Origin of the sequence: Mangrovicoccus algicola, from assembly GCF_014903745.1 — a bacterium.
GTDB classification, from domain to species: domain Bacteria; phylum Pseudomonadota; class Alphaproteobacteria; order Rhodobacterales; family Rhodobacteraceae; genus Mangrovicoccus; species Mangrovicoccus algicola.
On the sequence record NZ_JACVXA010000020.1, the window covers coordinates 37,406 to 63,998 of the forward strand.

Below are 26,593 nucleotides of genomic sequence, written 5' to 3' on the forward strand. Positions count from 1 at the left end.
TCCCCATGTCTATACGGTTGATCCCGCATCTGGCGGTAGATCTCTGAGAGAGCATCCATCTTTATGACCGAAGAACGTCTCAACCTGGCTGATCTCAAGGCCAAATCTCCGAAATCCCTTCTCGCCATGGCGGAAGAACTGGAAATCGAGAACGCCTCCACGATGCGCAAGGGCGAGATGATGTTCCAGATCCTGCGCGAGCGGGCGGAAGAGGGCTGGGAGATCTCGGGGGATGGCGTGCTGGAGGTCCTGCAGGACGGGTTCGGCTTCCTGCGCTCGCCCGAAGCGAATTACCTGCCCGGCCCCGACGACATCTATGTCAGCCCTGACATGATCCGCCAGTTCTCGCTGCGCACCGGCGACACGATCGAGGGCGTGATCCACTCCCCGCGCGACAATGAACGCTATTTCGGGCTGGTGAAGGTCTCCAAGATCAATTTCGAGGATCCCGAACGCGCCCGCCACAAGATCGCCTTCGACAACCTCACGCCCCTTTATCCCGACGAGCGGCTGAAGATGGAAATCGAGGATCCGACGATCCGCGACCGTTCGGCACGGATCATCGACCTGGTGGCACCGATCGGCAAGGGCCAGCGGTCGCTGATCGTCGCCCCGCCGCGCACCGGCAAGACCGTGCTCCTGCAGAACATCGCGCATTCGATCGAACGCAATCATCCCGAATGCTACCTGATCGTCCTGCTGATCGACGAACGCCCCGAGGAAGTCACCGACATGCAGCGTTCGGTGAAGGGCGAGGTCATCTCCTCGACCTTCGACGAGCCGGCGACGCGCCACGTGGCCGTGTCGGAAATGGTGATCGAGAAGGCCAAGCGCCTGGTGGAGCACAAGCGTGACGTGGTCATCCTGCTCGACTCCATCACCCGTCTGGGCCGCGCCTTCAACACGGTCGTGCCGTCTTCGGGCAAGGTGCTGACCGGCGGCGTGGACGCCAACGCGCTGCAGCGGCCCAAGCGGTTCTTCGGCGCCGCGCGGAATATCGAGGAAGGCGGGTCGCTGACCATCATCGCGACGGCGCTGATCGATACCGGCTCGCGCATGGACGAGGTGATCTTCGAGGAATTCAAGGGCACCGGCAACTCCGAGATCGTGCTCGACCGCAAGGTCGCGGACAAGCGCGTCTTCCCGGCGATGGACATCCTCAAATCGGGGACCCGCAAGGAGGACCTGCTGGTCGACAAGGCCGACCTGCAGAAGACCTATGTCCTGCGGCGCATCCTGAACCCGATGGGCACCACCGACGCCATCGAGTTCCTGATCTCCAAGCTCAAGCAGACCAAGAGCAATTCCGATTTCTTCGACTCGATGAATACCTGACACGGAGCCGGCCATGGACACCATCTATGGCTTGGCCAGCGGCCAGGGAAAGGCGGGCGTGGCCGTCCTGAGACTTTCGGGGCCGGACGCGCATCGGGCATGCCATGCGCTTGCCGGACGCCTTCCGCCGCTGCGCCAGATGAGCCTTGCCACGCTGCGCGACCGGGCCGGCGAGACACTCGACCAGGCGCTGGTCGTGATCTTCCCGGCCGAGCGCAGCTTCACCGGCGAGCCGGTGACCGAACTGCACCTGCATGGCAGCCCCGCGGTGGTTTCGGCCGTGATGACCGAAATCGCGGGGCAGGGGCTGGCGCGACTGGCGGAGCCCGGCGAATTCACCCGGCGGGCGATGGAGAACGGGCGGCTGGACCTCACCGAGGTGGAGGGCCTGGCCGACCTGGTTCAGGCCGAGACCGAGGCGCAGCGGCGCCAGGCGATGAAGGTCATGGCCGGCGCATTGGGCCGCAAGGTCGTGAGCTGGCGCGACGATCTGGTTCACGCCATGGCATTGATCGCAGCCAGCATCGATTTCTCGGACGAGGACCTTCCCGAGGAAATCGTGGCGGAGGCCCGTCGTCTCCTGACGTCGATTCTCGGGGATCTGGAATCGGAACTGAGCGGGATTTCCGCCGCGGAACGCATCCGCGACGGCTTCCTGGTTGCGATCCTCGGCCGGCCGAATGCGGGAAAATCTACTCTTCTCAATGCTTTGGCTGGCAGGGACGCGGCAATCACCTCTGATATCGCGGGAACGACCCGCGACGTGATCGAGGTGCGGATGGATATTTCGGGTCTGCCCGTCACGCTTCTGGACACGGCCGGCCTGCGTGAGGCGGGCGACGAGATCGAGAAGATCGGCATCGCCCGCGCGCTCAGCCGTGCCGAAGATGCGGATCTGAGGATCTATCTCTGCGACGAGGCAGGCTTGCCTCCCGGCCTGGCACCCTTGGCGGAAGACATCGTCTTGCAGGCGAAGGACGATGACGGGCGGTTGTCGGATGGTATCTCGGGCAGAACGGGGCATGGCATTCCGGGTCTGCTGGCGCGGGTCGCGGCGTATCTGACCGATCGCGCTTCGCAGGCCGGTTCTGCCAGCAATGACCGGCACCGGATTGCCATGACTCGCGCGAAAGTGGCTATGGAATCGGCGCTGCTTGAGCTAGACCTCGGCGAGGAACGAACGGAGTTTCTTTCCGAGCATCTTCGTCAGGCGGCCCATAGTCTGGACGAGCTGATCGGAAAGGTGGATGTCGAGGATATGCTCGACGACATCTTCCGAAACTTCTGTCTCGGAAAATAGGAGTGTTTCACGTGAAACATGCAGATTTCGATGTCGTCGTGGTTGGCGGTGGACATGCAGGAACCGAGGCGGCCCATGCAGCGGCGCGGAGCGGTGCCCGGACTGCACTCGTCACGCTGAAATTTTCCAACCTGGGCGTCATGTCCTGCAATCCGGCGATTGGCGGATTGGGGAAGGGGCATCTCGTCCGGGAAATCGACGCGTTGGATGGCATCATGGGCCGGATCGCGGATGCCGCGGGGATCCAATATCGATTGCTCAACCGCCGCAAAGGTCCGGCTGTACAGGGTCCCCGGGCGCAATCGGATCGCAAACTTTATTGCCAGGCGATGCAGGCAGAGCTTTCCGCGACACGGAACCTGACCATCCTTGAAGGGGAGGTGACGGATTTCCTCATGCGGGGCGAGGCGGTTGGCGGTGTCCAGCTCGCCGATGGCAGCGAGATTACCGCCGCTGCGGTCGTGCTGACGACGGGAACCTTCCTCAATGGTGTGATCCATATCGGAGATCAGCACTATTCCGCGGGACGCATGGGAGATCGCCCATCGATCCCACTCGCCGAGCGTCTAAAGAGTTTCGCTTTGCCTCTGGGGCGTCTCAAGACCGGTACGCCGCCACGCCTTGATGGTCGCACGATTGCTTGGGACAAGTTGGAGCATCAGCCGGGCGATGACCAGCCCGTGATGTTCTCCTTCCTGAACCGCGCCCCGAAGGCGCGTCAGATTTCCTGCGGGATCACCCATACGAATTCGGCAACGCATGAGATCATCCGCGAAAATCTCGAACGTTCTGCCATGTATGGGGGGCACATAGAAGGGATTGGCCCCAGATATTGCCCTTCTATCGAGGACAAGGTCGTCCGCTTCGCCGACAAGGAGTCGCATCAGGTCTTCCTTGAGCCGGAGGGTCTCGACGACCATACTGTTTATCCGAATGGCATCTCCACCTCTCTCCCTGAAGAGGTGCAGCACGCTTATGTCCGGTCGATATTCGGCTTGGAAAGCGTCGAAATCCTGCAGCCTGGCTATGCGATCGAATATGACTTCATCGATCCCCGTGCACTGGATACGACGCTGGCGCTGCGGGACGTGCCGGGTCTCTACCTCGCCGGGCAAATAAATGGCACGACGGGATATGAAGAGGCCGCGGCCCAGGGGCTGGTCGCCGGGCTGAACGCGGCGATGCGGGCGACGCAGCGAGAGCGTGTCGAATTCACGCGCGCGGAGAGCTATATCGGCGTCATGCTGGACGATTTGACGTCACGGGGCGTGTCGGAACCCTATCGCATGTTCACGTCACGTGCAGAGTTCCGGCTGAGCCTGCGGGCGGACAATGCCGATCAGCGTCTGACACCCAAGGCAATCTCGATCGGAATCTGTTCCGGAGAGCGGCGCACAGCTTTCGAGGCGAAAATGACAGGGCTTTCCAAGGCGCGGGACGTGCTTGGGGCGGACACCTGGACGCCGAAAGAGTTGATCGCGCATGGTTTCGAGATCAGCAATGACGGCACGCGTCGAACCGCTCTGAACCTGCTATCCTACCCGAATGTCAGCTTCGAGCGGATCCTCGAACTCTCCCCCCGCTTCGCCGATATTCCAGAAGATCTTCGCTCTCAAGTCGCGACGGATGCGCTTTACGCGCAATATGTCGAACGTCAGCAACGGGATGCGGCAGCGCTCAAGAAAGAATCCGAGATGCGGATCCCCGAGGATTTCGACTTCTCGGCGCTTTCCGGGCTTTCTTCGGAGCTGAAATTGAAGCTCAAGGCAAACCGCCCGAGGAATCTTGCCCAAGCGTCTCATATTGAGGGCATGACCCCTGCAGCAATGGTGCTCATTTTATCCAAGCTTCGGCAGACCGTTGGCAAGAAAGCCGCGATTTGACGATGGCGGCAGATCAGTTTGATGTTTCACGTGAAACACGGGATCGCCTGAGAATTTATCAGGGCCTTCTGGAGAAGTGGAATTCCAAGATCAACCTTGTGGCGCCGTCGACCCTTGCCGAAAGTTGGGAGCGTCACTTTCTCGACTCCCTCCAGGTTTTCCATCTTCAGAAGGAAGAGCCACGGCATTGGTGCGATCTTGGTTCCGGCGCGGGCTTTCCCGGAATGGTAGCTGCTATCGCCGCGGTCGGCGCGGGGTGGAACAGTTCCTTTACGCTGATCGAATCCGATCAACGTAAATGCACCTTCCTGCGGACTGTTTCACGTGAAACAGGCATACCCGTCACTATCCTTGCAGAGCGGATTGAGGACGCACCGGCCCAGCGGGCCGACGTGATTTCGGCGCGAGCCCTCGCGCCGCTGCCGCGGCTTCTTCCCTGGGTCCTGCGCCATGTCGCGCCAAACGGCCGGGCTTTTCTGCCCAAGGGGCGCAAATATCAACAGGAGATCGAAGAAGTTCGGGATAACTTCGCATTTTCACTTGAAATCAACCCGAGTCAGGTGGATTCAGAGTCTGTCATCCTGAAGCTTGAAAGTATCCGTGATGTCTGATCGTTCTTCCCCGCGTGTCGTTGCTGTCGCCAATCAAAAAGGTGGCGTCGGGAAAACGACAACGACGATCAACCTTGCAGCCGCTTTGGCAAGGCTTGGAAACCGGGTACTCATTATCGACCTCGACCCGCAGGGGAACGCCTCGACCGGCCTTGGCGTGGACCCGGATCGGCGAAGTCTTTCGACCTATGACCTCCTGATCGAGGGGCGTCCGCTTGCCGAGATTCTGGTGGATACCGAAGTCGAACGGGTGACGATCGCACCCGCGACGACAGATCTCAGCTCCGCTGATATTGAACTCGTCGCGAATGAGCGGCGGAGTTATCTGCTGAAAGATGCTCTCTCGGCCAAGGATGGGGCAGGGAATGGACTGGATTACATCCTGATCGATTGCCCGCCATCACTGAACCTCTTGACCGTCAACGCCATGGTCGCGGCAGATAGCATCCTGATCCCGTTGCAGAGCGAATTCTTCGCGCTTGAGGGGCTTTCGCAGCTGATGCTGACGATCCGGGAAATCCGGCAGGCTGCCAACCCGTCATTGCGGATCGAAGGCGTTCTGCTGACCATGCATGACAACCGCAACCGTCTGGCCCAGCAGGTGGAACGTGACGCGCGGGATACCCTGGGTGAACTGGTCTTCGAAACCATCGTGCCGCGAAATGTTCGCGTCAGCGAAGCGCCCTCCTTTGCCATTCCGGTGATCGATTACGATCCGATGTCCAAGGGCAGCCTGGCCTATAAAGCGCTGGCCGACGAGATTGTCGCGCGCTATCAGAATACAACCGCCGCCGTCGTAGAAGCCTGAGGAGAGCGAGATGGAAAAGCGTGGACTCGGACGTGGTTTGTCGGCGCTGATGGCCGATGTGGCGCTGCAGGAGCCGTCGCGGAGCGAGGCAGGGCGGAGCGCTGAACTGACCGTTCCGGTCGAAACGGTCGCACCCAATCCGGACCAGCCGCGGCGCCATTTCCGCGAAGAGGACTTGGCGGATCTCGCGGCTTCGATAGCGGAAAAGGGCGTGTTGCAGCCCCTGATCGTCCGCCCGAATCCCGGCGGTTCGCCGAAATACCAGATTGTTGCGGGGGAACGCCGCTGGCGCGCCGCGCAGCGGGCGCAGGTTCACAGCATTCCGGTCATCGTGCGGAACTACTCCGATACCGAAATGCTGGAAATTGCCATCATCGAGAACGTCCAGCGCGCGGATCTGAACGCGGTGGAAGAGGCCCTGGGCTATCGGCAGCTGATGGACAAGTTCGGCCATACGCAGGAACGCCTGGCGGAAGCTCTCGGCAAAAGCCGCAGCTATATCGCGAACTTGCTGCGTCTGCTGCAATTGCCTGACGAGGTTCTCGCATTGCTGCGTGACGGGCTGCTGAGTGCCGGCCATGCGCGGGCCCTGATCACGAGCGAAAATCCTGCGGAGCTGGCAAAGGTAGTTGTCGACAAGGGGCTGTCGGTCCGAGATACGGAACGCCTTGCCAAGGCATCGGCCGAGCCGCCCGCGCCCCGCCCGGCGCGTCCGGAAAAGGATGCGGATACGCGCGTGCTGGAACAGGATCTGTCGAATACGCTGGGCATGCGGGTCAGCGTCGACCACAAGTCCAACGGCTCGAACGGACAGCTGGTCATCAAGTACAAATCGCTGGATCAGCTGGATACGCTGTGTCGGCTGCTTTCGGTGTCCTGAGCGCCGAATTCTAGACCGACGGCCTTGTCCAGATGAAGATCAGGACAAGGCATAGCGTCCCGGCCTGCAGGCCGAGCGCGGTGGCAGGGACGTTCAGGCCGATCGATATCACCAGGCTGCCGATGATCGTCATGGTGGCCAAGCGCTTGGCGCGGCGCGATATGGCGCCGTTTTCCTGCCAGTCCCTGATCGATGGCCCATAGACCGGATGGGTGACGAGCCATTGATGCAGTCTTGGCGAAGACCGGGCAAAGCAGAAGGTCGCGAGCAACAGGAAAGGCACGGTCGGCAGCAGCGGCAGCGGAATGCCGGCCAGCCCCAGAAGCAGGGCGATCAGGCCCAGACAGAACCAGATCGCCCGCATTCAGTCCACCATCAGTCGTCGCAGTATTTCATTCAGGACCAACCGGCCCTGCGCCGTGCAGCGCAGGCGAGTACCGGCTCTTTGCAGCAGACCCATCTCCTCTAGCTCTGCCACACGTGTGTCGTCCAGCCGGTGTCCTAGCCGGGCCAGCCGCCCCAGATCTGTCCCTTCGGTCAGGCGCAGGCTCATCATCAGGTATTCCTCGGCGGTTTCCGTCAGGCCGAGCCCGTGGCGCAGGGTTTCGCCATTGCCGGTCTCCGTTACCTTGCGAAGCCAGAGCGCCGGAGAAAGTTCCGTCTCCGTTGCCATGCGGGTTCCACCTAGGCCGAGCCGGCCATGGGCGCCCGGACCGATGCCGACCCAATCGCCGCCCCGCCAATAGATGCGGTTGTGCCGGCTTTCGCTGCCGGGGCGTGCGTGGTTGGACACCTCATAGGCGGGGAGCCCGGCGGCATCGCACAGTTCCTGCGTGACCTCGTACATGTCGGCGGCGATGTCATCATCGGGCAGATCCCGCAGCCGGCCGGCGGCAAAGCGGTCGCCGAAGGCGGTGCCGGGTTCGATCGTCAACTGATACAAGGAAAGGTGGTCTACCGCCATATCTAGTGCAGTAGATAGTTCTGATCGCCACATGTCGAGGGTCTGTCCCTGCCGTGCATAGATCAGGTCGAAGCTGACGCGGGAGAACTGGGCGCGGGCGATGTCGAAGGCGGCCATGGCCTCGGCTGCGCTGTGCAGGCGGCCGAGCCGGCGCAGGTCCTCATCGTGCAGTGACTGGACCCCCATCGAGAGCCGGTTGACCCCGGCGGCGGCATAGCCGGCAAAGCGGCCCGCCTCCACCGATGTGGGATTGGCCTCCAGCGTGATCTCGGGATCGTTGACCATGGGCCAGAGCCTGCGGACCTCGTCGAGGATCGCGGCGACGGTCTCCGGCTGCATCAGGCTGGGTGTGCCGCCGCCGAAGAACACGGTCGACAGGATGCGCCCGGGGGTTTCCGCCGCCGCGCGGCGCAATTCGCTCAGATAGGCTTCGGTCCAGGCACGCTGGTCGATGCGGGCGGTGACATGGGAATTGAAGTCGCAATAGGGGCACTTGGCGGCGCAGAACGGCCAGTGCAGGTAGAGGCCGAACCCGGCCTCCTGCCATGTTTCCAGCTCAGCCAAGGGCCCCCGCCTTCAGCTTGGCGAAGGCATCGGCGCGGTGGCTGATGCGGTTCTTCTCCTCGGCCGCCATCTCGCCGAAGGTGATGTCATGGCCTTCGGGGATGAAGATCGGGTCATAGCCATGGCCCTCGGCGCCGCGCATGGGCCAGGTGAGGCGGCCCTCGGCCTTGCCCTCGAACAGCTCGTCATGCCCGTCGGGCCAGGCGATGCACAGCGTGCAGCAGAACCGGGCCGTGCGCGGATGCGGTGCGCCGCGTTCCTCCAGCAGGTCCCAGGTCTTGCGCATTGCCATGGGGAAGTCCCTGCCGGCGGGCGTCTCGGCCCAGTCGGCGGTATAGACGCCGGGCGCGCCGTCCAGCCCGTCGACGCAGATGCCGCTATCGTCCGACAGGGCTGGCAGGCCGGATTCCCTGGCCGCGAAATGGGCCTTGATCCGGGCATTGCCGGCAAAGCTGTCCTCGGTCTCGGCAGGTTCCGGCAGGCCCAGATCGCCGGCCGAGACGACCTCGATCCCGTAGGGGGCCAGCAGCGCGGCGATCTCCACCAGCTTGCCCTTGTTGTGCGAGGCCAGGCAGAGTTTCGGTTCGGTCAGCTTGCGGGTCATGCCAGGGCCGCCTTCTGTGCGGCGACCAGCGTCTGGCAGCCGGTTTCGGCCAGGTCCATCAGCGTCGACATCTGGTCGCGCGAGAAGGTGGCGCCCTCGGCGCTCATCTGCACCTCCACGAGCCGGCCCGCGCCGGTCAGCACGAAATTCCCGTCGACGCCGGCCTCGCTGTCCTCGGGATAGTCGAGATCGAGGATGGGCTGGCCGGCATAGATGCCGCAGGAGACGGCGGCGATATGGTCCAGCATCGGATCGGAGGTCACGATCCCGGCCTTCATGAGCTTGTCGAAGGCCAGGCGCAGCGCGACCCATCCGCCGGTGATCGACGCGCAGCGGGTGCCGCCATCGGCCTGGATCACGTCGCAATCGAGGACGATCTGGCGTTCGCCCAGGGCGACGCGGTCGACCCCGGCGCGCAGCGCGCGGCCGATCAGGCGCTGGATCTCCTGGGTGCGGCCGGACTGGCCCTTCTTGGCCTCGCGCGGCATCCGGCTATGGGTGGCGCGCGGCAGCATGCCGTATTCGGCCGTCACCCAGCCCAGCCCGGTGCCTTTCAGGAAATGCGGCGGGCGGTCCTCGATCGTGGCGGTGCACAGGACATGCGTGCCGCCGACCTTGATCAGGCAGGAGCCTTCGGCATGGCGCGTCACGCCGGTTTCGATGGTCACGGGGCGCATGTCGCCAAGCTGTCGGCCAGAGGGTCGCATCGGTCATCCTTTCACGGGTTGCCGCAGCCTTATCTGCCGCACATATGTGATTTCAAGGCCGATTGACGCCTCATCACGGAGCCGGCAAGCTCGTTCAGACATGAAGACCGACAAGACCCTGACCCCCGACATGAACGCACGCGCCCGCGAAGTCTTCCGCCGCGTCGTCGAAGGCTATCTGGAGACCGGCGAACCGGTCGGATCGCGCACGCTCACCCGCTCGATGGAGGAGAAGGTCAGCGCGGCCACGATCCGCAACGTGATGCAGGATCTCGAATTCATGGGGCTTCTGAACAGTCCGCATATCTCGGCCGGGCGCATCCCGACCGAACTGGGGCTGCGGATGTTCATCGACGGGTTCATGGAGGTGGAGAATCTCACCGACAGCGACCGCCTGGCCCTGGAGTCGACGGTCGGCCAGGGGCGCGGCGATGTCGGCTCGATGCTCGACAAGATCGGCGCGGCGCTGTCGGGGGCGACGCACGGGGCCAGCCTGGTGCTGGCGCCCAAGCAGGAGGCGCCGGTGCGCCATATCGATTTCGTCAGCCTCGGCGCGGACCGGGCGCTGGTGGTTCTGGTGATGGCGGACGGGCATGTCGAGAACCGCGTCTTCACCCCGCCGCCGGGACTGACCCCCAGCGCGATGCGGGAGGCGGCGAATTTCATCAATGCGCTGGCCGAGGGGCGCACGCTGGGCGAGCTGCGCTACGTGATCGAGACGGAGATGCGCCAGCGCCGGCAGGAGATCGACGGGCTGGCCCAGGCGCTGGTGGAAAGCGGCCTTGCGGTCTGGGCGGGGGAGGATTCCGATTCCGAACGGCTGATCGTGCGCGGGCGCGCGAACCTCCTGGACGGGGATGCCGCCGACCTGGACCGGATCCGCACGCTGTTCGACGATCTGGAGCGCAAGCGCGACATTGCCGAATTCCTGGAACTGGCCGAACAGGGCGAGGGCGTGCGCATTTTTATCGGCTCGGAGAACAAGCTTTTCTCACTTTCGGGTTCCTCTTTGGTGGTGTCTCCTTATATGAACGCTGATCGGAAAATCGTCGGTGCGGTCGGGGTGATCGGCCCCACGCGTCTGAATTACGGACGGATCGTGCCGATCGTGGACTATACGGCGCAACTGGTCGGACGCATCCTGTCCGACCGGGGATAAGAGGAGAGATCATGGCGGATCCGAAGAAGGACAACGGGATGTTCGAGGACAAGCCCGCAACCGGAGCCGAGGAAACCATAGACATCGAGGCGCTGGCCCGCGAATACGAACGCGCGGCCGAGGCGGGCGAGACCGAGACGCTGCCGCCCGAGGACGAGGCCCCCGCAGAGGCCGGCTCGGGGCCCAATGTGGATGCCGTCATCGCCGAGCGCGACGAGTATCGCGACCGCATGATGCGCGCCCTGGCCGAGGCCGAGAATGCCCGCAAGCGCGGCGAGCGCGACCGCAAGGATGCCGAGATGTATGGCGGCACCAAGCTCGCCCGCGACATGCTGCCGGTCTATGACAACATGAAGCGCGCGATCGAGTCGATCACCGAGGAACAGAAGGCCGAGCATGCCGCCCTGATCGAGGGGGTGGAACTGACGATGCGCGAACTGGTCAACATCTTCGGCAAGCACGGCATCACCCGCATCGCGCCCGAGGTCGGCGAGAAATTCGACCCGCAGGTGCATCAGGCGATGTTCGAGGCGCCGGTGCCCAACACCAAGGCCGGCGACATCATCCAGGTGATGGCCGAAGGCTTCATGATCAGCGACCGCCTGCTGCGCCCGGCGCAGGTCGGCGTCTCCTCGACCCCCGCCTGACATGGCCCCCGGACGCCCCGCGGCGTCCGGTGACGGCCGGACCGCCATCGTCATCCTGGGCGCGGCGGTCTGGCCCGGCGGAAGGGCAAGCCCCGCCCTGGCGCGGCGCATCGCCCGCGGCGCCGACCTGGCCCGGCAGTATCCGCAGGCCGCGGTGATCGGATCGGGCGGGCTCGGCCGCGACGCACCTGCCGAGGCCCATGTGATCCGCCGCGACCTGGTCGCCGCGGGCATCGACCCGGCCCGCATCCTCTGCGAGGACCGGTCCACCTCCACGCTGGAAAACGCGCTGTTCACCGCGCGGCTGATGCGGGCGCACGGGCTCGACCGGGTGCTGGTCGTCACCGACAGCTATCACTGCCCGCGCGCGGTGCTCAGCTTCCGCCGGTTCGGCATGGCGGCCCGCGCGCGTCCGGTCTGGCGGTTCGGCCGGGCGGATCGCTGGCTGCGCGCGGCCCTGCGCGAGGCGGTGGCCCTGCCGGTCTATGCCGTGCGGCTCTGCCACCACCGCACCCGCGACGGGGACGGCCCCGGCTGAGCGGTGCCGGGCGGTTCGGGGAGGATCCCCGACAGGAAGCCGGCGACGAAGCCCGCGAACATCTGCGGCGCCTCGATATTCATCGAATGCCCCACGCCGGGCACCTCCACCAGCCGGGCATCGGGCAGGGCCTCGGCCATGGCGCGCATGTCCTTCTGCAGGATGATCGCGTCCTGCTGGCCCCACAGGATCAGGGTTTCATGCACCAGTTCGCCGATGCGCCCGGCGAGTTCGCCGGTCTCGGCCTCCTTGGTCAGGTTCAGCGGCGTGCCCAGCCAGATGCCGTGCCCGGCGGTGAAGGTCTGGTCGATGACCTTCTCGTACATCGCCTGCAGATGGTCGATCCCGTCGCGGAACCGGGGCATCTTGCCGGGCAGGAAACTGTCGGCCTGGAACAGCGAGGAGGCGGCATTGGCCATCACCGCGCGGGTGGTCTGCTTGGACTGCTCCATCGCGCGGAAGGCGGCGATGGAGCTTTCCTCGAAGCGGATCCCCATGGGCGAGACCGGGTCCAGGTGCAGGATCCGCCCGATCCGCTCCGGCGCGATCAGCTGCATCCGCGCCGCGATGATCCCGCCGGTCGAATGCGTCACCAGGTGGACGCAATCCAGCCCCAGCACATCCATCGCCGCCAGCATGTCCGTGGCGTGCTGGGTGATCGAGTAATTGTCGTAATCGTCATCCGGCGTCGGGCGGTCGCTGTCGCCGCAGCCGCGCCAGTCGACGGCATGGACCGCGAGATCCGGCGGGAACCATTGCGCGGCGATCTCGATCCAGTCCTTGCTGGCCAGGTTGCCGTGGATGAATAGGACCGGCACTGGGCCGCTGCCCCATTGCCGATGTCCCAGCGTCACGTCGCCTGCCCTGATCCGTGCCATGTCCTTGTCCCTTCAATTCGCTGCCCCAGAGTAACCCGGCCGGAGGCGAAAGCCTCGGGTCCCGTTGCCGCGCCCCCGGTTTGCCCGGCGGCGGCTAGGATTCGGTGGCGACCCGCCGCAGGATGTCGGCGAAGCGCGTGACAGAGGCGCCGGGCGCCTTGTCCAACCGCGTGCACAGCCCGACCGATCCCAGGGTCGTGCCGGTATCCATCGGCAATTCGGCGAATTCCCCGGTTTCCAGCTGCGCCGCGACCACCCCCTGGGAGATGAACCACACGGCGCGGGACCGCTTGACGAAGGCCCAGCCGAAACTGGGCGAGACCGTCTCGATCGCATCCGCCGGGGGCGTCAGCCCCTGTTCCATCAGCAGCCGTTCCACGAAGGGCCGGATGATCGAGCCGGGCCCGGGCAGCAAGACCGGGTACCGCGCCAGGTCCTCGGCCGAGAGCAGGCGGGCGCCCTCCAGCGGATGGCCGGCGGCGACCACCACCACGACGCGTTCGCGGTAGAGCGGTTCGAAGGTGACGGCGGCCATGTTCTCGGGTGCGGGCAGGCGGCCCACCACCAGGTCCAGCCGCCCCTCGCGCAGGTCGTTCAGCAGCACCAGGTTCGATCCGCTGGCCACCGACAGCCGCGCCCCCGGCCCCTCGGCGCGATAGGCGGCCACCGCCCGCGGCACGATCGTCGCCAGCACCGTGGGCAGCGCCCCGATCCGCAGCGGCGGCCCCTGGTCCGGATCGAGGCTCTGCAGCGCGCTCAGCCCCTCGCGCGCGGCGGCAAGGCTGGCCCCGGCATGGCGCAGGAAGATCGTGCCATAGGGCGAGAGGCGGATGCCGCGTCCGTGTTTCTCGAAAAGCGGCCGGCCGCAAAGCTCCTCCAGTTCGCGCAGCGTGCGGCTGACGGCGGGCTGGGTCAGATGGAGCGCCTCGGCGGCGCGGCTGACGCTCTTGCGCTGCGCGACCTCGACGAACAATTCGAGGTGACGCATGTTGAGACGGCCGGAAAGACGCATAGCATATCCGATATGATTAACGGCTGAGAAATTATTAAACATGCCCGAAATCATATGCCACACCATCCGCAGGGAGACATCAATGCAATTCATCACCGCCAATGACATCACGCTCCATGTCCGGGTCGCGGGGCCCAAGGCCGCCGCGCAGACCCTGGTCCTGGTGAATTCGCTGGGCACGGATTTCCGCATCTGGGACGAGGTGCTGGCCCATCTGGCCGGACGCGCCCCGGACCTGCGGGTGATCTGCTATGACAAGCGCGGCCACGGGCTGAGCGATGCGGGCGAAAGCATCACCATGGCCGATCACGTCGCCGACCTCGCCGGGCTTCTGGACCTTCTCGGGACGGGGCCGGCGGTGGTGCTGGGCCTGTCGGTGGGCGGGCAGGTGGCGCTGGGTCTGTCGGCGGCGCGGCCCGAGCTGGTCGCCGGGCTGATCCTGTCGAATACCGCGCACCGGATCGGCACGCCGCAGATGTGGCAGACCCGGATCCGCACCATCGAGGACGAGGGGATCGAGGCGCTGGCCACGCCGATCCTGGAACGCTGGTTCTCGGCCGGGTTCCGCGAGGGGTTCCCGACCGTTGTGGCGGGCTATCGCAACATGCTGATCCGCACGCCGCTGGCCGGATATCTGGGCACCTGCGCGGCGATCCGCGACACGGACCTGACGCTGGCCGCGGAATCCGTGACGGTGCCGACCCTCTGCATCGCCGGCGAGGAGGACGGATCGACCCCGCCCGAGCTGGTCGCGGGCATGGCCGCGCTGATCCCCGGCGCCGTCACCGAAATAATCGCCAAGGCCGGGCACCTGCCGGGGATCGAATTCCCCGACGAGGTCGCCCAGCTGATCGCCCGGCATCTGGACCGGATCAAGGAGACCCCATGACGACGCTTTCCCGCCACGATCAGGGCATGCAGACCCGCCGCGCCGTGCTGGGCGACGCCCATGTCGACCGCGCCGAGGCCGCCAAGACGGCCTTCGACGAACCCTTCCAGGCGCTGATCACCGAGGCCGCCTGGGGCCATGTCTGGTCGCGGCCGCAGATCACCCGGCGGGAACGCTCGATGATCACGCTGGCGCTTCTGGCGGCGCTGGGACAGTGGGACGAGGTCGCCATGCATGTGCGCGCCACCCGCAATACCGGCGCCACGCCCGATGATCTGCGCGAGGCGATGATGCATGTCGCCATCTATGCGGGCGTTCCCGCGGCCAATCACGCCAACAAGATCATCAAGGACACCCTGGCCCAGATGGAGGCGGCAGATGCACAATAACCCCCCCGAGACCGGCGCCTTCTATCCGCGCGATCCCGACTGGCATCCGCAGGCGCTGACGCCGGGCTACAAGACCTCGGTTCTGCGCGCGCCGCAGCGGGCGAAGATCAGCTTCGACCCGACCCTGGGCGAGATCGCCGGGCCGGCTTTCGGCCACGGGCTCTTGGGGCCGCTGGACAACGACCTGATCCTGAATTTCGCAAGCCCGGGCGAAAGCGCCATCGGCGAGCGGATCATCGTCCATGGCCGCGTGCAGGACGAACGCGGCCGCGGCGTCGGCGGCACGCTGGTGGAATTCTGGCAGGCCAATGCCGGCGGGCGCTACCGCCACAAGAAGGATGCCTATCTGGCGCCGCTGGATCCGAATTTCGGCGGCTGCGGCCGGACGATCACCGATGCGGCCGGCTATTACAGCTTCCGCACGATCAAGCCGGGCCCCTATCCCTGGCCGAACGGGGTGAATGACTGGCGTCCGCGCCACATCCATTTCTCGGTCTTCGGCACGGGCTTCGCGCAGCGGCTGATCACCCAGATGTATTTCGAGGGCGACCCGCTGATCGACATCTGCCCGATCGTCAACACGATCCGCGACCAGGCCGCCATCGGCCAGCTGATCGCGCCGATGGACATGGCCAATACCGTCCCGATGGACGCGATGGCCTACAAGTTCGACATCACGCTGCGCGGGCGGCGGTCGACGATGTTCGAGAACCGCCGGGAGGGCAACTGATGCAGCGTCTGGACAGGCTGAAGGAATCCCCGTCGCAGACGGCCGGGCCCTATGTGCATATCGGCTGCGTGCCCAGCTTTGCCGGGATCGAGGGCGTCTATCCCGAGGATCTGGGCCGGGCGATGATCACCGGCGATGCCAAGGGCGAGAGGATCACCCTGACCGGCCGGGTCTTCGACGGCACCGGCACGCCGCTGCGCGACGCGATGATCGAGATCTGGCAGGCCGATGCGGCGGGGCTGTTCAATTCCCCGGCCGAAACCCGCGGCAGCGCCGATCCCGCCTTTGCCGGCTGGGGCCGCCAGCCCACGGATGGCGAGACGGGCATCTATGCCTTCGAGACGGTCAAGCCCGGGCGCGTGCCCTTTCCCGACGGACGCCTGCAGGCGCCGCACATCACCATGTGGATCGTCGCGCGCGGCATCAATCTGGGGCTGTCCACCCGGGTCTATTTCGAGGACGAGGCCGAGGCGAATGCCGCCGATCCGATCCTGTCGCGGATCGAGCACAAGGCGCGGGTCCCCACGCTGATGGCCCGCCGCGCGGGCAGCGTCCATACCTTCGACATCCATTTGCAGGGCGAGAATGAAACCATCTTTTTCGACGTCTGAGCCGGCGCCGGTCGCGGGCCGGCCCTGCATCCTGTGCTGTGCCATCACCGGGTCGGTGCCCACCAAGGCGAACAATCCGGCCGTTCCGATCTCGATCGCGGAACAGGTGGAATCCAGCCACGAGGCGGCGGAGGCCGGCGCCTCGATCATCCATGCGCATGTCCGGAATGACGACCAGTCGCCATCCTCGGACCCGGAGAAATTCGCCCGGCTGAAGGAGGAACTGGAACGCCACGTTCCCGGCATCATCGTGCAGTTCTCCACCGGCGGCCGGTCGGGGGCGGGGCAGGCGCGCGGCGGGATGCTGCCCTTGCGGCCGGACATGGCATCGCTGTCGGTGGGGTCGAACAATTTCCCCAGCCGCGTCTACGAGAACCCGCCGGATCTGGTCGACTGGCTTGCCGCCGAGATGCGGACCCACGAAATCCAGCCCGAGATCGAGGCCTTCGACCTGTCGCATATCCTGCAGGCGATCCGCCTGCAGGAGGCGGGCCGGCTTCACGGTCGGCTTTACGTGCAATTCGTCATGGGGGTGAAGAACGCCATGCCCGCCGATCGCGAGATCTTCGACATCTATGTCGAGGTGATGCGGCGGCGCGCGCCGCAGGCCAACTGGTGCGCGGCCGGGATCGGCGCGGCGCAGCTGGCGGTCAATGAATGGGCCATCGCGGCGGGCGGCCATACCCGCGCGGGGCTGGAGGACAATGTCCGGCTGGACCGCGACAGGCTGGCGCCGTCCAATGCGGCGCTGATCCGCCGGGCGGCCGATCTGTGCGCGAAATACGACCGGCCGGTGGCCAGCATCGCCCAGGCGCGCGAGATCCTGGGGCTGAGGCCCGCCTCGTGATCTCGGTCTTCGATCATCCCTGGCTGGGCGGGCTATTCGCCGAGCCGGCCCTGGCCGCCTGCCTCGGCCCCGAGGCGGTCCTGGCGCATATGCTGCGGATGGAGGCCGCCTATGCGAGGGTGCTGGGCGCGGTGGGCGCGGTGGCGCCCGAGCTGGCGGCGCGCGCCTCGGCGCAGATCCTGGCGGCCAGCCCGGAGATGGGCGCGCTGCGCGCCGGCATGGCGCAGGACGGGGTCGTCGTCGCCGCGCTGGTGCGCGAGCTGAAGGCGGCGGTCGATCCCGAGGCGCAGGCCGCGCTGCACAAGGGGCTGACCTCGCAGGATGTCATGGACACGGCCACGATCCTGTCGCTGCGGGCGGCCAATGACCTGCTGGCCGACGGGCTGGGCCGGCTTCGGGCCTCGCTGGAGGCGCTGCTTGACCGGTTCGGCGACCGGCCGCTGACCGGCCGAACGCGGATGCAGGCCGCGCTGCCGATCACGGTGCGCGACCGAGTGGAGACCTGGGCGCTGCCGCTGGAGGCGCATCTCGACCGGCTGGCCGAACTGCGTCCGCGGCTGGAATGCCTGCAATTCGGCGGGGCGGCGGGCAACCGCGCGGCCTCGGGCGATCTGGCCGGGGCGATCTCGGGCCGGCTTGCCGCCGAACTGGACCTGGCGCCGACGGCCCGGTCCTGGCAGGCGATGCGCGACGGGGTCGCGGAATACGCGTCCTGGCTGTCGCTGGTCTCGGGGACGCTGGGCAAGATGGGCCAGGATGCGGCGATCATGGCGCTGCAGGGCATCGACGAATTGCGCCTGACAGGCGGCGGCGGCTCCTCGGCCATGCCGCACAAGCAGAACCCGGTTTCCGCCGAGCTTCTGGTGACGCTGGCGCGGTTCAACGCGGTGCAGGTCTCGGCCATGCATCAGGCGATGGTGCATGAACAGGAACGCTCGGGCGCGGCCTGGTCGCTGGAATGGATGGTGCTGCCGCAGATGGTCATGTCCACCGGCCGCGGCCTGTCCCTGGCGCAGTCCCTGTGCGACAGCATCGCCGATCTGGGCCGCCGCGGCTGAACAGCCCCCCGGTCGCGGAACCGGGGGGTGCGATGAGCTCAGGCGCGGACGAGTTTCTCGTAGGTTTCGGCGATGTCGCGGGTCAGGGCGCCGACCTCGAAACTGTAATCGCCGATGACGCCCACGGGCGTGACCTCGGCCGCTGTCCCGGTCAGCCAGCATTGCTGGAACCCTTCCAGTTCGCCCGGCTCGATATGGCGCTCATGCACGGTGATGCCCTTCTCGCGCAGCAGGCCGATGACCGTCTGGCGGGTGATCCCGTTGAGGATGCAGTCCGGATCGGGGGTGTGCACCTCGCCATCCTTCACGAAGAAGATGTTGGCGCCGGTCGCCTCGGCCACGTAGCCGCGATAGTCGAAGAACATCGCATCCGAGAAGCCCTTGGCCTCGGCGGCGTGCTTGGACATGGTGCAGATCATGTAGAGCCCGGCCGCCTTGGCATGGGTCGGGATGGTCTCGGGCGAGGGGCGTTTCCACTTGGCGATGTCGAGCTTGGCGCCCTTCATCTTGGCGTCGCCGTAATAGGCGCCCCAGCCCCAGGCCGCCACGGCCATGCGCACCGGGTTCTTCATCGAGCTGACGCCCATGTCCTCGCCCGCGCCGCGCCAGGCGACCGCACGCACATAGGCATCGGTCAGCCCGTTGGCCTGCAGCACCTCGATCTTGGCGGCCTCGATCTCGTCCACGGTATAGGGGATCGGCATGTCCAGCGCGACGCCCGAATTCAGCAGCCGCTCGGAATGGGCGCGCGACTTGAAGATGGTGCCGTTATAGGCCCGTTCCCCTTCGAATACCGAAGACGCGTAATGCAGCGCATGAGACAGAATGTGAACATTCGCATCCCGCCACGGCACCAGCTTGCCGTCCATCCAGATCATCCCGTCGCGGTCGTCGTAGCTGCCCGCCATCGTCTTTATCCTTCTTCGTCAGGTCTCGGGTCGTCGTATTTTTTGCGGAAATTGCGCAACATGGTCCGGGACGGATCAAAAATTGCCCAAAAGCCCGGCACGGCTAACATGACGAGTCTTGGAAAGTCAATAACGCTGACTTAAACTGGGATTGCAAAGATCCGGGAGCAGGCATGCCGAGAGCGAAACTGGCGATGACCACCAAGGGCGAGAATCTGCTTTTTCTCACCGACGAACAGCTGCGCCTGGCGATCGAGGCGATGTTCTTCGCCTATCGCGGCTTCACCGCGGATCCCGACCGGATGCTGGAGGAACTGGGCTATGGCCGCGCGCATCACCGCGCCATCCATTTCATCCACCGCTCCCCCGGCACGACGGTCAACAACCTGCTGAACATCCTCGGCGTGACCAAGCAGTCGCTGAACCGCGTGCTGCGCAGCCTGATCGAGGACGGGATGGTTGAAAGTCGCATCGGAACCCGCGACAAGAGGGAAAGACACTTGTACCTGACGGAGGAGGGCGCGGCCCTGGAACGGCAGCTGTCGGAGGCCCAGCGGGGCAGGATGCGCAGCGCATTCCGCCAGGCCGGGCCCGAGGCGGTCAGCGGGTTCCGCCGCGTGCTGGAAGAGATGATGGACCCCGAACAGCGGCGCCAGTTCCGCGGATCGCGAGACGACGTGTCATGACGGCACAGGCCGACGCCCACCTGCTGGTGGTCGATGATGACGAACGGATCCGCGGGCTGTTGCAGAAATTCCTGGCGCGCCAGGGGTTCTGGGTGACCTCCGCGCGCGATGCGGCCCATGCCAGGCGGTTGCTGGAGGGGCTGGAATTCGACCTGATCGTGCTGGACGTGATGATGCCGGGCGAGGACGGAATCGCCCTGACCGCGAGCCTGCGCGAGCACCTGGCGACGCCGATCCTGCTTCTGACCGCCAAGGGCGAGACCGAGGACCGGATCCGCGGGCTGGAGGCGGGGGCCGATGACTACCTGGCCAAGCCTTTCGAGCCCAAGGAACTGCTGCTGCGGATCAATGCCATCCTGCGCCGCGTGCCGCCGCCCGAGGTGCAGGCGGCCTCGGTCAAGGTGCTGCGCATGGGCGAGGTGCGCTATGACATCGACCGCGGCGAGATGTGGGCGGGCGAGAGCCTCGTGCGGCTGACCGCGACGGAGGCCAAGCTGATGAAGATCTTCTCGGGCAATGTCGGCGAGGCGCTCAGCCGGATGCAGCTGGTGGATGAGCTCGGCCGCGGCGACGGGCAGTCGATGGAACGCGCCGTCGATGTCCAGATCACCCGGCTGCGCCGCAAGATCGAGCAGAACCCCAAGCAGCCGCGCTACCTGCAGACGGTGCGCGGCGCGGGCTACATGCTGGTCGCCGACTAGCGGCGGGCCGGCCGCGGCGGGGGCGGTTCCGGCTTGAGCGGCGGGCGCGTCCCGGATAGACCGCCGCGCAAAGGGAGCCCGTCCATGAGCCTGAACACCTTCGGTCACCTGTTCCGCGTCACCACCTGGGGCGAAAGCCACGGACCCGCGCTCGGCGCGACGGTCGATGGCTGCCCGCCCGGCGTGCCGGTGACGCAGGAGGCGCTGCAGGTCTGGCTGGACCGGCGCAAGCCCGGCCAGAACAAGTACACGACCCAGCGGCGCGAACCCGACGCGGTGGAGATCCTTTCGGGCGTGTTCGAGGGCGTCTCCACCGGCACGCCGATCCAGCTGATGATCCGCAACACCGACCAGCGGTCGAAGGATTACGGCGAGATCGCCGAGAAATTCCGCCCCGGCCATGCCGACATCACCTATTGGCAGAAATACGGCATCCGCGACTATCGCGGCGGCGGGCGCTCCTCGGCGCGCGAGACCGCGGCGCGGGTCGCGGCGGGCGGCATCGCGCGCGCCGCGCTGGAGAAGCTGGTGCCGGGGATCGCGATCACCGGCTGCATGGTGCAGATGGGGCCGAAGGCGATCGACCGCGCGCGCTTCGACGCGGATCAGATCGCGCAGAACCCGTTCTGGTGCCCCGATGCGCAGGCGGCCGGGGACTGGGCGGAGTATCTCGACGGGCTGCGCAAATCCGGCGACAGCGTCGGCGCGGTGATCGAGGTGACGGCGCGCGGCGTTCCCGCCGGGCTGGGCGCGCCGATCTACGGCAAGCTCGATACCGACCTGGCGGCGGCGATGATGTCGATCAACGCGGTCAAGGGCGTGGAGATCGGCGAGGGCATGGCGGCCGCGGCGCTGACCGGGGCCGAGAACGCCGACGAGATCTCCATGGGTCCCGACGGTCCGGTCTATGGCTCGAACCATGCCGGGGGGATCCTCGGGGGCATCTCCACGGGGCAGGAGCTGGTGGTGCGCTTCGCGGTCAAGCCGACCTCCTCCATCCTCACCACGCGCCGGACCGTGACGAAATCCGGCACGGATGCCGAGATCGTCACCAAGGGCCGGCACGATCCCTGCGTGGGCATCCGTGCCGTGCCGGTGGGCGAGGCGATGATGGCCTGCGTGATCCTCGATCACCTGCTGTTGGATCGCGGCCAGACCGGCGGGGCGCGCGGCGCGATCGGCGGGCCGGCCCGCTAGCCGCCCGCCCCGGCGCGGACCGGGACGGGCCGTGTCCCAGGGCGCGCAGGCGGGGCGGCCCCCATGACCATCGGGATGTCCGCCGCCAGCATCAGCCGCTGATCGGCGAGCGATTGCGCCGCCGCATCGGCGTGGCGCTCTGCCGGCGGGGCGCGGCCGTCCGTGGCATCGGCGGTTTCGGGGCAGGGCATGAAGCTGCCGGTCAGGCTGCACAGCCCGCCTTCGGCGAAGCCCGCCCTGCGCAGGTTCCATCCCGCACAGGTCCCGGTCGGCACCGCGACATGGGGCAGGTTCACCCCGATCCTGGCGCTCCCGTCGGCATCGGGTTCCGGCTGTCCCAGCTCATGGGCCGCGCAGGCGGGGCGGCACGGAGGACTGGTCCACCACCCGCAGCGGGTCGGGATGCGGCGCCGGTCGCGTGCCGGCAATCCGCGGCATTTCGAAGGCCGCCGGGGCCGCCAGCCCCGCGCCGCCGGGTCCGGGGAACGCGCTGTCCGTAGGGGCCGTGGTCGCGCGGAGCCAATCCTCCAGCGCCCGCAGCACGGGGGCCGGCCGACAGGATCTCGAACCCCGTGACTTTGGCAGCAGCGGGCAGCGGGCTCTGCACGAGCAGGGTGCAGCCTGCGAGCATGGCCGGTTTTCTCGTCTTCTTTCTTCCTCCTTCGGGTCATCCGGGTCCGGCGGCCGGCCGCATGTCACGTCATCTGCCGGTCGGGCCGGGCCCGGGGTGTCCCGGGAAAACCACGCTCGTCATGTTTTCAGGTCAATATTCTTGGGTGCAAAACATGATGCCGTGACTTCCTTCGGGCCGGCTCAGCCGGGGCAGGCGGACCCCGGTCCGCCGCCGGCCCGGGGAAGCGCAGCGCCGGTGCCGGGCCATGGGGTTCCCTTGCGCAGCTCCGCCGCGAGGTCGCGCAGCTCGAAGGCGAGCAGCTCCAGTTCCCAGCGCGCGACCTGGTCGGTCTGGGCAGCGCGGAACAGGTCGCGGTCGCGCAGCAGCCGCTGCGACACGGCGTCCAGCCGCTCGGCCGTGACCGGATGCGCCCCGGCGGCGGCGGGCCGGCCCGCCGCCATGCGCCACAGCTCCAGCAGGAAGAGGAGATCGACGGTTCCGGGCGCGCGGTTCTGCGCCGCCAGCAGATCCAGCGCATAGGCATCGGCAGAGATCTCGTCGCCGGGACTGTGGATCTCCGAGGGGCCGCGCGCGGTGCCGCGGAGCAGATGCGCGACCTGATGGGCAACCAGGAAATGCAGGGTTTGCTCCTGCAGGCTGCGCACCGCCAGTCGCGCCGCGGCGGAGGCCTCCGCCTCCTCCGGCGGCAGCCCGAAAGCAGCCAGCGGTGGGTCCGGCCGTTCCCCCCCTCCCAGCAGGGCAGCGGCATAGGTCGCCAGATCGTCCCGGTCGCAGCCGCGGGCATCCAGGATGGCCCGCAGCGCGGCGGTTTCCTCCAGGAACAGCACCGTCTCCACCGGGATCACCACCGTTCCGGTGGCGGGGCGGGCGCCGTAATACAGCGGATCGGGACCGTCCAGCGGGATCGTCAGGCGCAGCCGGTCGGCGCGGTCGCGATCGAAGGGGGGCAAGGCGGCAAGCACGCCATCGAAGGCATCGCGGATCAGCGGGGCGATCCGCAGGCTTTCGGTTTCCAGCCGCGCGGGATCGTACAGATCCGCCAGGGCGGTACAGCTGCCGAACAGGCATGCGGCCACGGCGCCGGCCCCGGAACCGCACACGCGGCCCCGGATCCAACGCGCGATCTGCCGGAACATCCTGTCCATGCGGGCCTCCTGCCTGTCAGGAGCCTTACGCGGCGGGCGTTAACAAACCCCTCGCGCGGCTGTCAGCCGCGGGCCGCGAAGAAGGCGGCCAGGGTCGCGGCGGCGGTCTGCAGGTGGTGGCGCAGGACCCGGGTCGCGGCATCGGCATCGCGGCGGCGCGCGGCCTCCAGCATGGCGCGGTGATCGTCCTGGGACATATGCGCCCGGCCATGGGCGGCCAGGTGGAACCGCAGGTAGCGGTCGAACCCCGCCAGGGTCGTTTCCGTCAGCGCCAGCAGCCGGGGCCGACCCGCCGCGGAATAGAGCGTCATGTGGAACCGGCGGTTCAGTTCGCCCAGCCGGCCCGGATCGGGGTCGCTGTCCATCTCCCCGATCAGGTCGGCGGCGGTGTCCAACGCGCGCGCGTCCAGATGCGGAACGGAGCGCTCCAGGCAGGCGGGTTCCAGCGCCAGGCGGATCGCATAGGTGTCGGCGGCATCGGCGGCGGAGATCTCGGCGACGATGGCGCCCTTGTGCGGGGCGAAATCGACCAGCGCCTGCGCCTCCAGCTGGCGCAGCGCCTCGCGCACCGGCATCCGGCTGACGCCGAAGGCGCGGGCCAGGTCCTCCTGGCGCAGCGCCGTGCCGCCTGCGAGCTGGCCCGACAGGATGGCCTCGCGCAGCGCCGCCTCCACATGCTGGGTGGCGGTTCGGGGACGGCCGCCGGTCTCGGCGACCAGGCGGGCCAGGTCGGGTTGCATGTTCTGCATCCGATATCCAATTGATGATTGGATCCAATTATGACAGGCAGGGTGCAGAGGTCAACCGCGCGAGCCCGCCCCATGTCCGACTCCGTTCCCGATGCCGCCGCCCCGCCGGGGCTGATCCAGCCGCTGACCGCCGGGATCCTGGCGGCCGTGGTGGGGTTCTCCAGTTCCTTTGCCATCGTGCTTCAGGGATTGCGCGGGGTGGGCGCCACCGCAGACCAGGCGGCGTCGGGCCTGTTCGTGCTGTGCCTGCTGCAGGGGGCGCTGGCGGTGTGGCTGGGGTTGCGCCTGCGCCAGCCGGTCAGCCTGGCCTGGTCGACGCCCGGCGCGGCGCTGCTGATCGGGGCGGGGATCCCCCAGGGCGGGTTCGGCGTGGCGGTGACGGCCTTCCTGATCGCCGGCGCGCTGGTGGTTCTGGCCGGGCTGTGGCGGCCGCTGGCACGCGCCGTCGCGGCGATCCCGCTGCCGCTGGCGGGGGCGATGCTGGCCGGGGTGCTTCTGGATCTGTGCCTGGCGCCGGTGCGCGCGGTCGAACAGGTGCCGGCCCTGGCGCTGCCCGTGGTCGCGGCCTGGCTGGCCGGCTGGTGCCTGGCGCGGCGCTATGCGGTGCTGATCGCCGTGGTCGTGGCGCTGGCCGTGATCGCGCTGGCCGCGGACCTGCCGCCCGGGGCGGCGGCGCCCGTGCTGCCCGTTCCGGTTGCGGTGCGGCCGGTGCCCGATCTTCTGCCCGCGCTCGGCATCGCGCTGCCGCTTTTCGTCGTCACCATGGCCTCGCAGAACGTCCCGGGCCTCGCCGTGCTGCGGTCGAACGGCTACGTGCCGCGCACAGGGCTGGTCTTCGTCTCCACCGGGCTGGCCAGCATGGGGGCCGCGATCTTCGGCGGGCACGGGCTGAACCTGGCGGCGATCACCGCGGCGCTCTGCGCCGGGCCCGAGGCGGGGGAGGACCGCGCGCGGCGCTATATCTCCAGCGTCACCTGCGGCGCGGCCTATCTGGTGATCGCCCTGGGGGCGGGGGTGGCGGCGGGCGTGGTCGCCGCCGCGCCGCCGGTTCTGATCGAGGCGGTGGCCGGGCTGGCCCTGCTGGGCAGCCTCGGCGGCGCGCTGGTCACGGCCCTGGCCGCGGAGGAGCACCGCACCGCCGCCGTCGTGACCTTCGTCACCACCGCCTCCGGCCTGTCGATCTTCGGCATCGGCGCGGCCTTCTGGGGGATGCTGGCCGGCGGCCTCCTGATGGCGGCAGAGCGGGTCTCAGCCAGCTGAGCGGCGCGGGCGGGCCAGCTGCACGCAGAGGATCCCCGCCGCCACGACCAGCACCCCGGCCAGGTCCCACAGCGACAGCTCCTCGCCCAGCAGGACCGCGGCCACGGCCACGCCGAAGACCGGGTTGAGGAAATGGTAGGTCGCGGCGCGCACGGCGCCGATCCGCTGGACCAGCCAGAACCAGACGAAGGTCGCGATCAGCCCCGGCACCACCGTGGTATAGGCCAGCGCCCCGACCAGCCGCGGCGTCCAGGTGACTTCCCAGGTCTCGGTCAGCCCGCCGGCGAGGGCCAGCGCGGCGGCGCCGACCCACATCTGCAGCCCGACGATCATCAGCAGGTTGCCGCCGGAGGAGGCGCCGCGCATCGCCAGTGTCGCAACGGCCAGCGCGGTGACGCCCAGCCCGCACAACACCAGCCCGAAGGCATCCGCCCCGCCCGAGATCCGGTGCCCGAGGATCAGCGCCACGCCGGCCAGCCCCGCGCCCAGCCCGATCCAGCCCAGAAGCGGCGGGCGCTGGCCGAGAAACGCCCAGCCCAGCAGCGCCACCAGCAGGGGCATGGTCGAGGCGGTGATCGTCGCGACCGAGGCGGGCACGGTCTGCATGGCGATGAAATACAGCCCCAGATACAGCGCATTCTGGCAGATGCCGAAAACCGCGGTCATCGCCCATTGCTGCCGGGTCAGGCGGATCGTCTGGCCAAGCGCGGCGGCGATCGCCACGGCCAGCGCGCCGGATATGGCAAAGCGCAGCGCCAGCGACAGCATCGGCGGCGCCTCGGCGACGATGATGCGGGCCGAGGAGAAGGCCGAGGACCACATGAAGGAGAAGGCCACGCCCATGGCGACGGCAAGAAGATCGAAACGCGGGGAACTGGTCATGCCCCCGCTCTAGCATG

General features: G+C 67.3%; 30 protein-coding genes. 19 read left to right on the top strand and 11 right to left on the bottom strand.

Going from position 1 to position 26,593, the window contains the following annotated elements; translation table 11 throughout:
* Positions 1-63 precede the first annotated feature (63 nt).
* The 6 genes from rho to ICN82_RS08710 are packed head-to-tail and all read left to right on the top strand — an operon-like array spanning position 64 to position 6,817.
* A complete protein-coding gene (rho, locus tag ICN82_RS08685) occupies positions 64-1,335 on the top strand; it encodes a transcription termination factor Rho (protein ID WP_193181726.1) in 1,272 nt (423 codons plus the stop codon).
* A gap of 13 nt (positions 1,336-1,348) precedes the next feature.
* Positions 1,349-2,635: a tRNA uridine-5-carboxymethylaminomethyl(34) synthesis GTPase MnmE gene (gene mnmE, locus ICN82_RS08690; RefSeq protein ID WP_193181727.1), complete on the top strand. Its 1,287-nt coding sequence runs from the start codon at positions 1,349-1,351 to the stop codon at positions 2,633-2,635.
* Between the two features lie 11 nt (positions 2,636-2,646).
* The gene (gene mnmG, locus ICN82_RS08695) at positions 2,647-4,518 is read left to right on the top strand and encodes a tRNA uridine-5-carboxymethylaminomethyl(34) synthesis enzyme MnmG (protein ID WP_193181729.1); all 1,872 of its coding nucleotides are present in this window, start codon (positions 2,647-2,649) and stop codon (positions 4,516-4,518) included.
* Between the two features lie 2 nt (positions 4,519-4,520).
* A complete protein-coding gene (gene rsmG / locus ICN82_RS08700; protein WP_193181731.1) occupies positions 4,521-5,129 on the top strand; it encodes a 16S rRNA (guanine(527)-N(7))-methyltransferase RsmG in 609 nt (202 codons plus the stop codon).
* Positions 5,122-5,937: a ParA family protein gene (locus tag ICN82_RS08705; RefSeq protein WP_193181733.1), complete on the top strand. Its 816-nt coding sequence runs from the start codon at positions 5,122-5,124 to the stop codon at positions 5,935-5,937. Before rsmG ends, ICN82_RS08705 begins: the two co-directional genes overlap by 8 nt.
* A gap of 10 nt (positions 5,938-5,947) precedes the next feature.
* Positions 5,948-6,817, top strand: coding sequence for a ParB/RepB/Spo0J family partition protein (locus ICN82_RS08710; protein WP_193181735.1), 870 nt, complete (start codon positions 5,948-5,950; stop codon positions 6,815-6,817).
* 10 nt (positions 6,818-6,827) lie between these two features.
* Here ICN82_RS08710 and ICN82_RS08715 read toward each other — a convergent pair whose 3' ends face one another.
* Genes ICN82_RS08715 through rph form a run of 4 tightly spaced genes read right to left on the bottom strand, consistent with a single transcriptional unit; the run spans position 6,828 to position 9,656 of the window.
* Positions 6,828-7,181 carry a YbaN family protein gene (locus ICN82_RS08715; RefSeq protein WP_193181736.1) on the bottom strand — a complete coding sequence of 118 codons (354 nt, stop codon included), beginning with the start codon at positions 7,179-7,181 and terminating at the stop codon, positions 6,828-6,830.
* On the bottom strand, positions 7,182-8,336 hold the full coding sequence (hemW, locus tag ICN82_RS08720; RefSeq protein WP_193181806.1) for a radical SAM family heme chaperone HemW: 1,155 nt from the start codon (positions 8,334-8,336) through the stop codon (positions 7,182-7,184).
* A gap of 1 nt (position 8,337) precedes the next feature.
* Positions 8,338-8,949 carry an RdgB/HAM1 family non-canonical purine NTP pyrophosphatase gene (rdgB, locus tag ICN82_RS08725; protein WP_193181737.1) on the bottom strand — a complete coding sequence of 204 codons (612 nt, stop codon included), beginning with the start codon at positions 8,947-8,949 and terminating at the stop codon, positions 8,338-8,340.
* Entirely contained in the window at positions 8,946-9,656 is a 711-nt protein-coding gene (gene rph, locus ICN82_RS08730) for a ribonuclease PH (protein ID WP_193181738.1), read from the bottom strand. The genes rdgB and rph overlap by 4 nt, the downstream gene beginning before the upstream one ends.
* Positions 9,657-9,756: 100 nt before the next feature.
* Between rph and hrcA the strand changes: the two genes are divergently transcribed.
* The 3 genes from hrcA to ICN82_RS08745 are packed head-to-tail and all read left to right on the top strand — an operon-like array spanning position 9,757 to position 12,000.
* Entirely contained in the window at positions 9,757-10,815 is a 1,059-nt protein-coding gene (gene hrcA / locus ICN82_RS08735; protein WP_193181739.1) for a heat-inducible transcriptional repressor HrcA, read from the top strand.
* A gap of 11 nt (positions 10,816-10,826) precedes the next feature.
* Positions 10,827-11,462, top strand: a complete 636-nt coding sequence (locus ICN82_RS08740; protein ID WP_193181740.1) for a nucleotide exchange factor GrpE — start codon at positions 10,827-10,829, stop codon at positions 11,460-11,462.
* 1 nt (position 11,463) lies between these two features.
* Complete coding sequence (locus ICN82_RS08745; RefSeq protein WP_193181742.1) at positions 11,464-12,000, top strand: YdcF family protein; 537 nt, start codon at positions 11,464-11,466, stop codon at positions 11,998-12,000.
* Here ICN82_RS08745 and ICN82_RS08750 read toward each other — a convergent pair.
* Both ICN82_RS08750 and pcaQ read right to left on the bottom strand, forming a co-directional pair.
* The gene (locus ICN82_RS08750) at positions 11,946-12,878 is read right to left on the bottom strand and encodes an alpha/beta fold hydrolase (protein ID WP_193181744.1); all 933 of its coding nucleotides are present in this window, start codon (positions 12,876-12,878) and stop codon (positions 11,946-11,948) included. The two genes, ICN82_RS08745 and ICN82_RS08750, sit on opposite strands and share 55 nt — an antisense overlap.
* Before the next feature lie 94 nt (positions 12,879-12,972).
* On the bottom strand, positions 12,973-13,890 hold the full coding sequence (gene pcaQ / locus ICN82_RS08755) for a pca operon transcription factor PcaQ (protein WP_193181746.1): 918 nt from the start codon (positions 13,888-13,890) through the stop codon (positions 12,973-12,975).
* A gap of 82 nt (positions 13,891-13,972) precedes the next feature.
* Between pcaQ and pcaD the strand changes: the two genes are divergently transcribed.
* The 6 genes from pcaD to ICN82_RS08780 are packed head-to-tail and all read left to right on the top strand — an operon-like array spanning position 13,973 to position 18,414.
* Positions 13,973-14,779, top strand: a complete 807-nt coding sequence (gene pcaD / locus ICN82_RS08760; protein WP_193181748.1) for a 3-oxoadipate enol-lactonase — start codon at positions 13,973-13,975, stop codon at positions 14,777-14,779.
* Positions 14,776-15,168 carry a 4-carboxymuconolactone decarboxylase gene (gene pcaC, locus ICN82_RS08765; RefSeq protein WP_193181750.1) on the top strand — a complete coding sequence of 131 codons (393 nt, stop codon included), beginning with the start codon at positions 14,776-14,778 and terminating at the stop codon, positions 15,166-15,168. Before pcaD ends, pcaC begins: the two co-directional genes overlap by 4 nt.
* A complete protein-coding gene (gene pcaH / locus ICN82_RS08770; RefSeq protein WP_193181751.1) occupies positions 15,158-15,898 on the top strand; it encodes a protocatechuate 3,4-dioxygenase subunit beta in 741 nt (246 codons plus the stop codon). Before pcaC ends, pcaH begins: the two co-directional genes overlap by 11 nt.
* Entirely contained in the window at positions 15,898-16,509 is a 612-nt protein-coding gene (gene pcaG / locus ICN82_RS08775) for a protocatechuate 3,4-dioxygenase subunit alpha (protein WP_226898380.1), read from the top strand. Before pcaH ends, pcaG begins: the two co-directional genes overlap by 1 nt.
* The gene (locus ICN82_RS21290) at positions 16,484-17,356 is read left to right on the top strand and encodes a BKACE family enzyme (protein ID WP_226898381.1); all 873 of its coding nucleotides are present in this window, start codon (positions 16,484-16,486) and stop codon (positions 17,354-17,356) included. The genes pcaG and ICN82_RS21290 overlap by 26 nt, the downstream gene beginning before the upstream one ends.
* Positions 17,353-18,414: a 3-carboxy-cis,cis-muconate cycloisomerase gene (locus tag ICN82_RS08780; protein ID WP_330998980.1), complete on the top strand. Its 1,062-nt coding sequence runs from the start codon at positions 17,353-17,355 to the stop codon at positions 18,412-18,414. Before ICN82_RS21290 ends, ICN82_RS08780 begins: the two co-directional genes overlap by 4 nt.
* A gap of 38 nt (positions 18,415-18,452) precedes the next feature.
* Here ICN82_RS08780 and ICN82_RS08785 read toward each other — a convergent pair whose 3' ends face one another.
* Positions 18,453-19,322, bottom strand: coding sequence for a branched-chain amino acid aminotransferase (locus ICN82_RS08785; protein WP_193181755.1), 870 nt, complete (start codon positions 19,320-19,322; stop codon positions 18,453-18,455).
* 173 nt (positions 19,323-19,495) lie between these two features.
* On the opposite strand from ICN82_RS08785, the gene ICN82_RS08790 reads away from it, so the two are divergent.
* From ICN82_RS08790 to aroC, 3 genes are all read left to right on the top strand, one after another.
* Entirely contained in the window at positions 19,496-20,008 is a 513-nt protein-coding gene (locus tag ICN82_RS08790) for a MarR family winged helix-turn-helix transcriptional regulator (protein ID WP_226898382.1), read from the top strand.
* Positions 20,005-20,709, top strand: a complete 705-nt coding sequence (locus ICN82_RS08795; protein WP_193181757.1) for a response regulator — start codon at positions 20,005-20,007, stop codon at positions 20,707-20,709. Before ICN82_RS08790 ends, ICN82_RS08795 begins: the two co-directional genes overlap by 4 nt.
* A gap of 84 nt (positions 20,710-20,793) precedes the next feature.
* Positions 20,794-21,906 carry a chorismate synthase gene (gene aroC / locus ICN82_RS08800; RefSeq protein ID WP_193181767.1) on the top strand — a complete coding sequence of 371 codons (1,113 nt, stop codon included), beginning with the start codon at positions 20,794-20,796 and terminating at the stop codon, positions 21,904-21,906.
* Here aroC and ICN82_RS21710 read toward each other — a convergent pair.
* The 3 genes from ICN82_RS21710 to ICN82_RS08815 all read right to left on the bottom strand — a co-directional run bounded on the left by ICN82_RS21710 (position 21,903) and on the right by ICN82_RS08815 (position 24,434).
* A complete protein-coding gene (locus tag ICN82_RS21710; RefSeq protein ID WP_407943753.1) occupies positions 21,903-22,577 on the bottom strand; it encodes an alpha/beta hydrolase domain-containing protein in 675 nt (224 codons plus the stop codon). The genes aroC and ICN82_RS21710 overlap by 4 nt on opposite strands.
* A 142-nt stretch (positions 22,578-22,719) precedes the next feature.
* The gene (locus tag ICN82_RS08810) at positions 22,720-23,616 is read right to left on the bottom strand and encodes a hypothetical protein (protein WP_193181771.1); all 897 of its coding nucleotides are present in this window, start codon (positions 23,614-23,616) and stop codon (positions 22,720-22,722) included.
* Between the two features lie 131 nt (positions 23,617-23,747).
* Positions 23,748-24,434: a GntR family transcriptional regulator gene (locus tag ICN82_RS08815; RefSeq protein ID WP_226898383.1), complete on the bottom strand. Its 687-nt coding sequence runs from the start codon at positions 24,432-24,434 to the stop codon at positions 23,748-23,750.
* A 72-nt stretch (positions 24,435-24,506) separates the two neighbouring features.
* Here ICN82_RS08815 and ICN82_RS08820 point away from each other — a divergent pair, with 72 nt between their 5' ends.
* The gene (locus ICN82_RS08820; protein WP_193181773.1) at positions 24,507-25,694 is read left to right on the top strand and encodes a benzoate/H(+) symporter BenE family transporter; all 1,188 of its coding nucleotides are present in this window, start codon (positions 24,507-24,509) and stop codon (positions 25,692-25,694) included.
* Here the strand turns inward: ICN82_RS08820 and ICN82_RS08825 are convergent.
* Positions 25,683-26,576: a DMT family transporter gene (locus ICN82_RS08825; protein WP_193181775.1), complete on the bottom strand. Its 894-nt coding sequence runs from the start codon at positions 26,574-26,576 to the stop codon at positions 25,683-25,685. The two genes, ICN82_RS08820 and ICN82_RS08825, sit on opposite strands and share 12 nt — an antisense overlap.
* Between the last annotated feature and the right edge of the window lie 17 nt (positions 26,577-26,593).

What these genes read in the sequence shown, in the direction of transcription:
- ICN82_RS08715 (WP_193181736.1), bottom strand. Translation starts at nt 7,181, where the DNA reads ATGCGGGCGATCTGGTTCTGTCTGGGCCTGATCGCCCTGCTTCTGGGG.
- mnmE (WP_193181727.1), top strand. Translation starts at nt 1,349, where the DNA reads ATGGACACCATCTATGGCTTGGCCAGCGGCCAGGGAAAGGCGGGCGTG.
- ICN82_RS08815 (WP_226898383.1), bottom strand. Translation starts at nt 24,434, where the DNA reads ATGCAGAACATGCAACCCGACCTGGCCCGCCTGGTCGCCGAGACCGGC.
- ICN82_RS21710 (WP_407943753.1), bottom strand. Translation starts at nt 22,577, where the DNA reads ATGACCCGAAGGAGGAAGAAAGAAGACGAGAAAACCGGCCATGCTCGC.
- ICN82_RS08705 (WP_193181733.1), top strand. Translation starts at nt 5,122, where the DNA reads ATGTCTGATCGTTCTTCCCCGCGTGTCGTTGCTGTCGCCAATCAAAAA.
- pcaC (WP_193181750.1), top strand. Translation starts at nt 14,776, where the DNA reads ATGACGACGCTTTCCCGCCACGATCAGGGCATGCAGACCCGCCGCGCC.
- ICN82_RS08790 (WP_226898382.1), top strand. Translation starts at nt 19,496, where the DNA reads ATGCCGAGAGCGAAACTGGCGATGACCACCAAGGGCGAGAATCTGCTT.
- ICN82_RS21290 (WP_226898381.1), top strand. Translation starts at nt 16,484, where the DNA reads ATGAAACCATCTTTTTCGACGTCTGAGCCGGCGCCGGTCGCGGGCCGG.
- ICN82_RS08785 (WP_193181755.1), bottom strand. Translation starts at nt 19,322, where the DNA reads ATGGCGGGCAGCTACGACGACCGCGACGGGATGATCTGGATGGACGGC.
- ICN82_RS08795 (WP_193181757.1), top strand. Translation starts at nt 20,005, where the DNA reads ATGACGGCACAGGCCGACGCCCACCTGCTGGTGGTCGATGATGACGAA.
- aroC (WP_193181767.1), top strand. Translation starts at nt 20,794, where the DNA reads ATGAGCCTGAACACCTTCGGTCACCTGTTCCGCGTCACCACCTGGGGC.
- ICN82_RS08825 (WP_193181775.1), bottom strand. Translation starts at nt 26,576, where the DNA reads ATGACCAGTTCCCCGCGTTTCGATCTTCTTGCCGTCGCCATGGGCGTG.
- ICN82_RS08750 (WP_193181744.1), bottom strand. Translation starts at nt 12,878, where the DNA reads ATGGCACGGATCAGGGCAGGCGACGTGACGCTGGGACATCGGCAATGG.
- ICN82_RS08740 (WP_193181740.1), top strand. Translation starts at nt 10,827, where the DNA reads ATGGCGGATCCGAAGAAGGACAACGGGATGTTCGAGGACAAGCCCGCA.
- rph (WP_193181738.1), bottom strand. Translation starts at nt 9,656, where the DNA reads ATGCGACCCTCTGGCCGACAGCTTGGCGACATGCGCCCCGTGACCATC.
- pcaH (WP_193181751.1), top strand. Translation starts at nt 15,158, where the DNA reads ATGCACAATAACCCCCCCGAGACCGGCGCCTTCTATCCGCGCGATCCC.
- ICN82_RS08745 (WP_193181742.1), top strand. Translation starts at nt 11,464, where the DNA reads ATGGCCCCCGGACGCCCCGCGGCGTCCGGTGACGGCCGGACCGCCATC.
- rsmG (WP_193181731.1), top strand. Translation starts at nt 4,521, where the DNA reads ATGGCGGCAGATCAGTTTGATGTTTCACGTGAAACACGGGATCGCCTG.
- pcaQ (WP_193181746.1), bottom strand. Translation starts at nt 13,890, where the DNA reads ATGCGTCTTTCCGGCCGTCTCAACATGCGTCACCTCGAATTGTTCGTC.
- pcaD (WP_193181748.1), top strand. Translation starts at nt 13,973, where the DNA reads ATGCAATTCATCACCGCCAATGACATCACGCTCCATGTCCGGGTCGCG.
- hrcA (WP_193181739.1), top strand. Translation starts at nt 9,757, where the DNA reads ATGAAGACCGACAAGACCCTGACCCCCGACATGAACGCACGCGCCCGC.
- ICN82_RS08710 (WP_193181735.1), top strand. Translation starts at nt 5,948, where the DNA reads ATGGAAAAGCGTGGACTCGGACGTGGTTTGTCGGCGCTGATGGCCGAT.
- ICN82_RS08820 (WP_193181773.1), top strand. Translation starts at nt 24,507, where the DNA reads ATGTCCGACTCCGTTCCCGATGCCGCCGCCCCGCCGGGGCTGATCCAG.
- rho (WP_193181726.1), top strand. Translation starts at nt 64, where the DNA reads ATGACCGAAGAACGTCTCAACCTGGCTGATCTCAAGGCCAAATCTCCG.
- pcaG (WP_226898380.1), top strand. Translation starts at nt 15,898, where the DNA reads ATGCAGCGTCTGGACAGGCTGAAGGAATCCCCGTCGCAGACGGCCGGG.
- rdgB (WP_193181737.1), bottom strand. Translation starts at nt 8,949, where the DNA reads ATGACCCGCAAGCTGACCGAACCGAAACTCTGCCTGGCCTCGCACAAC.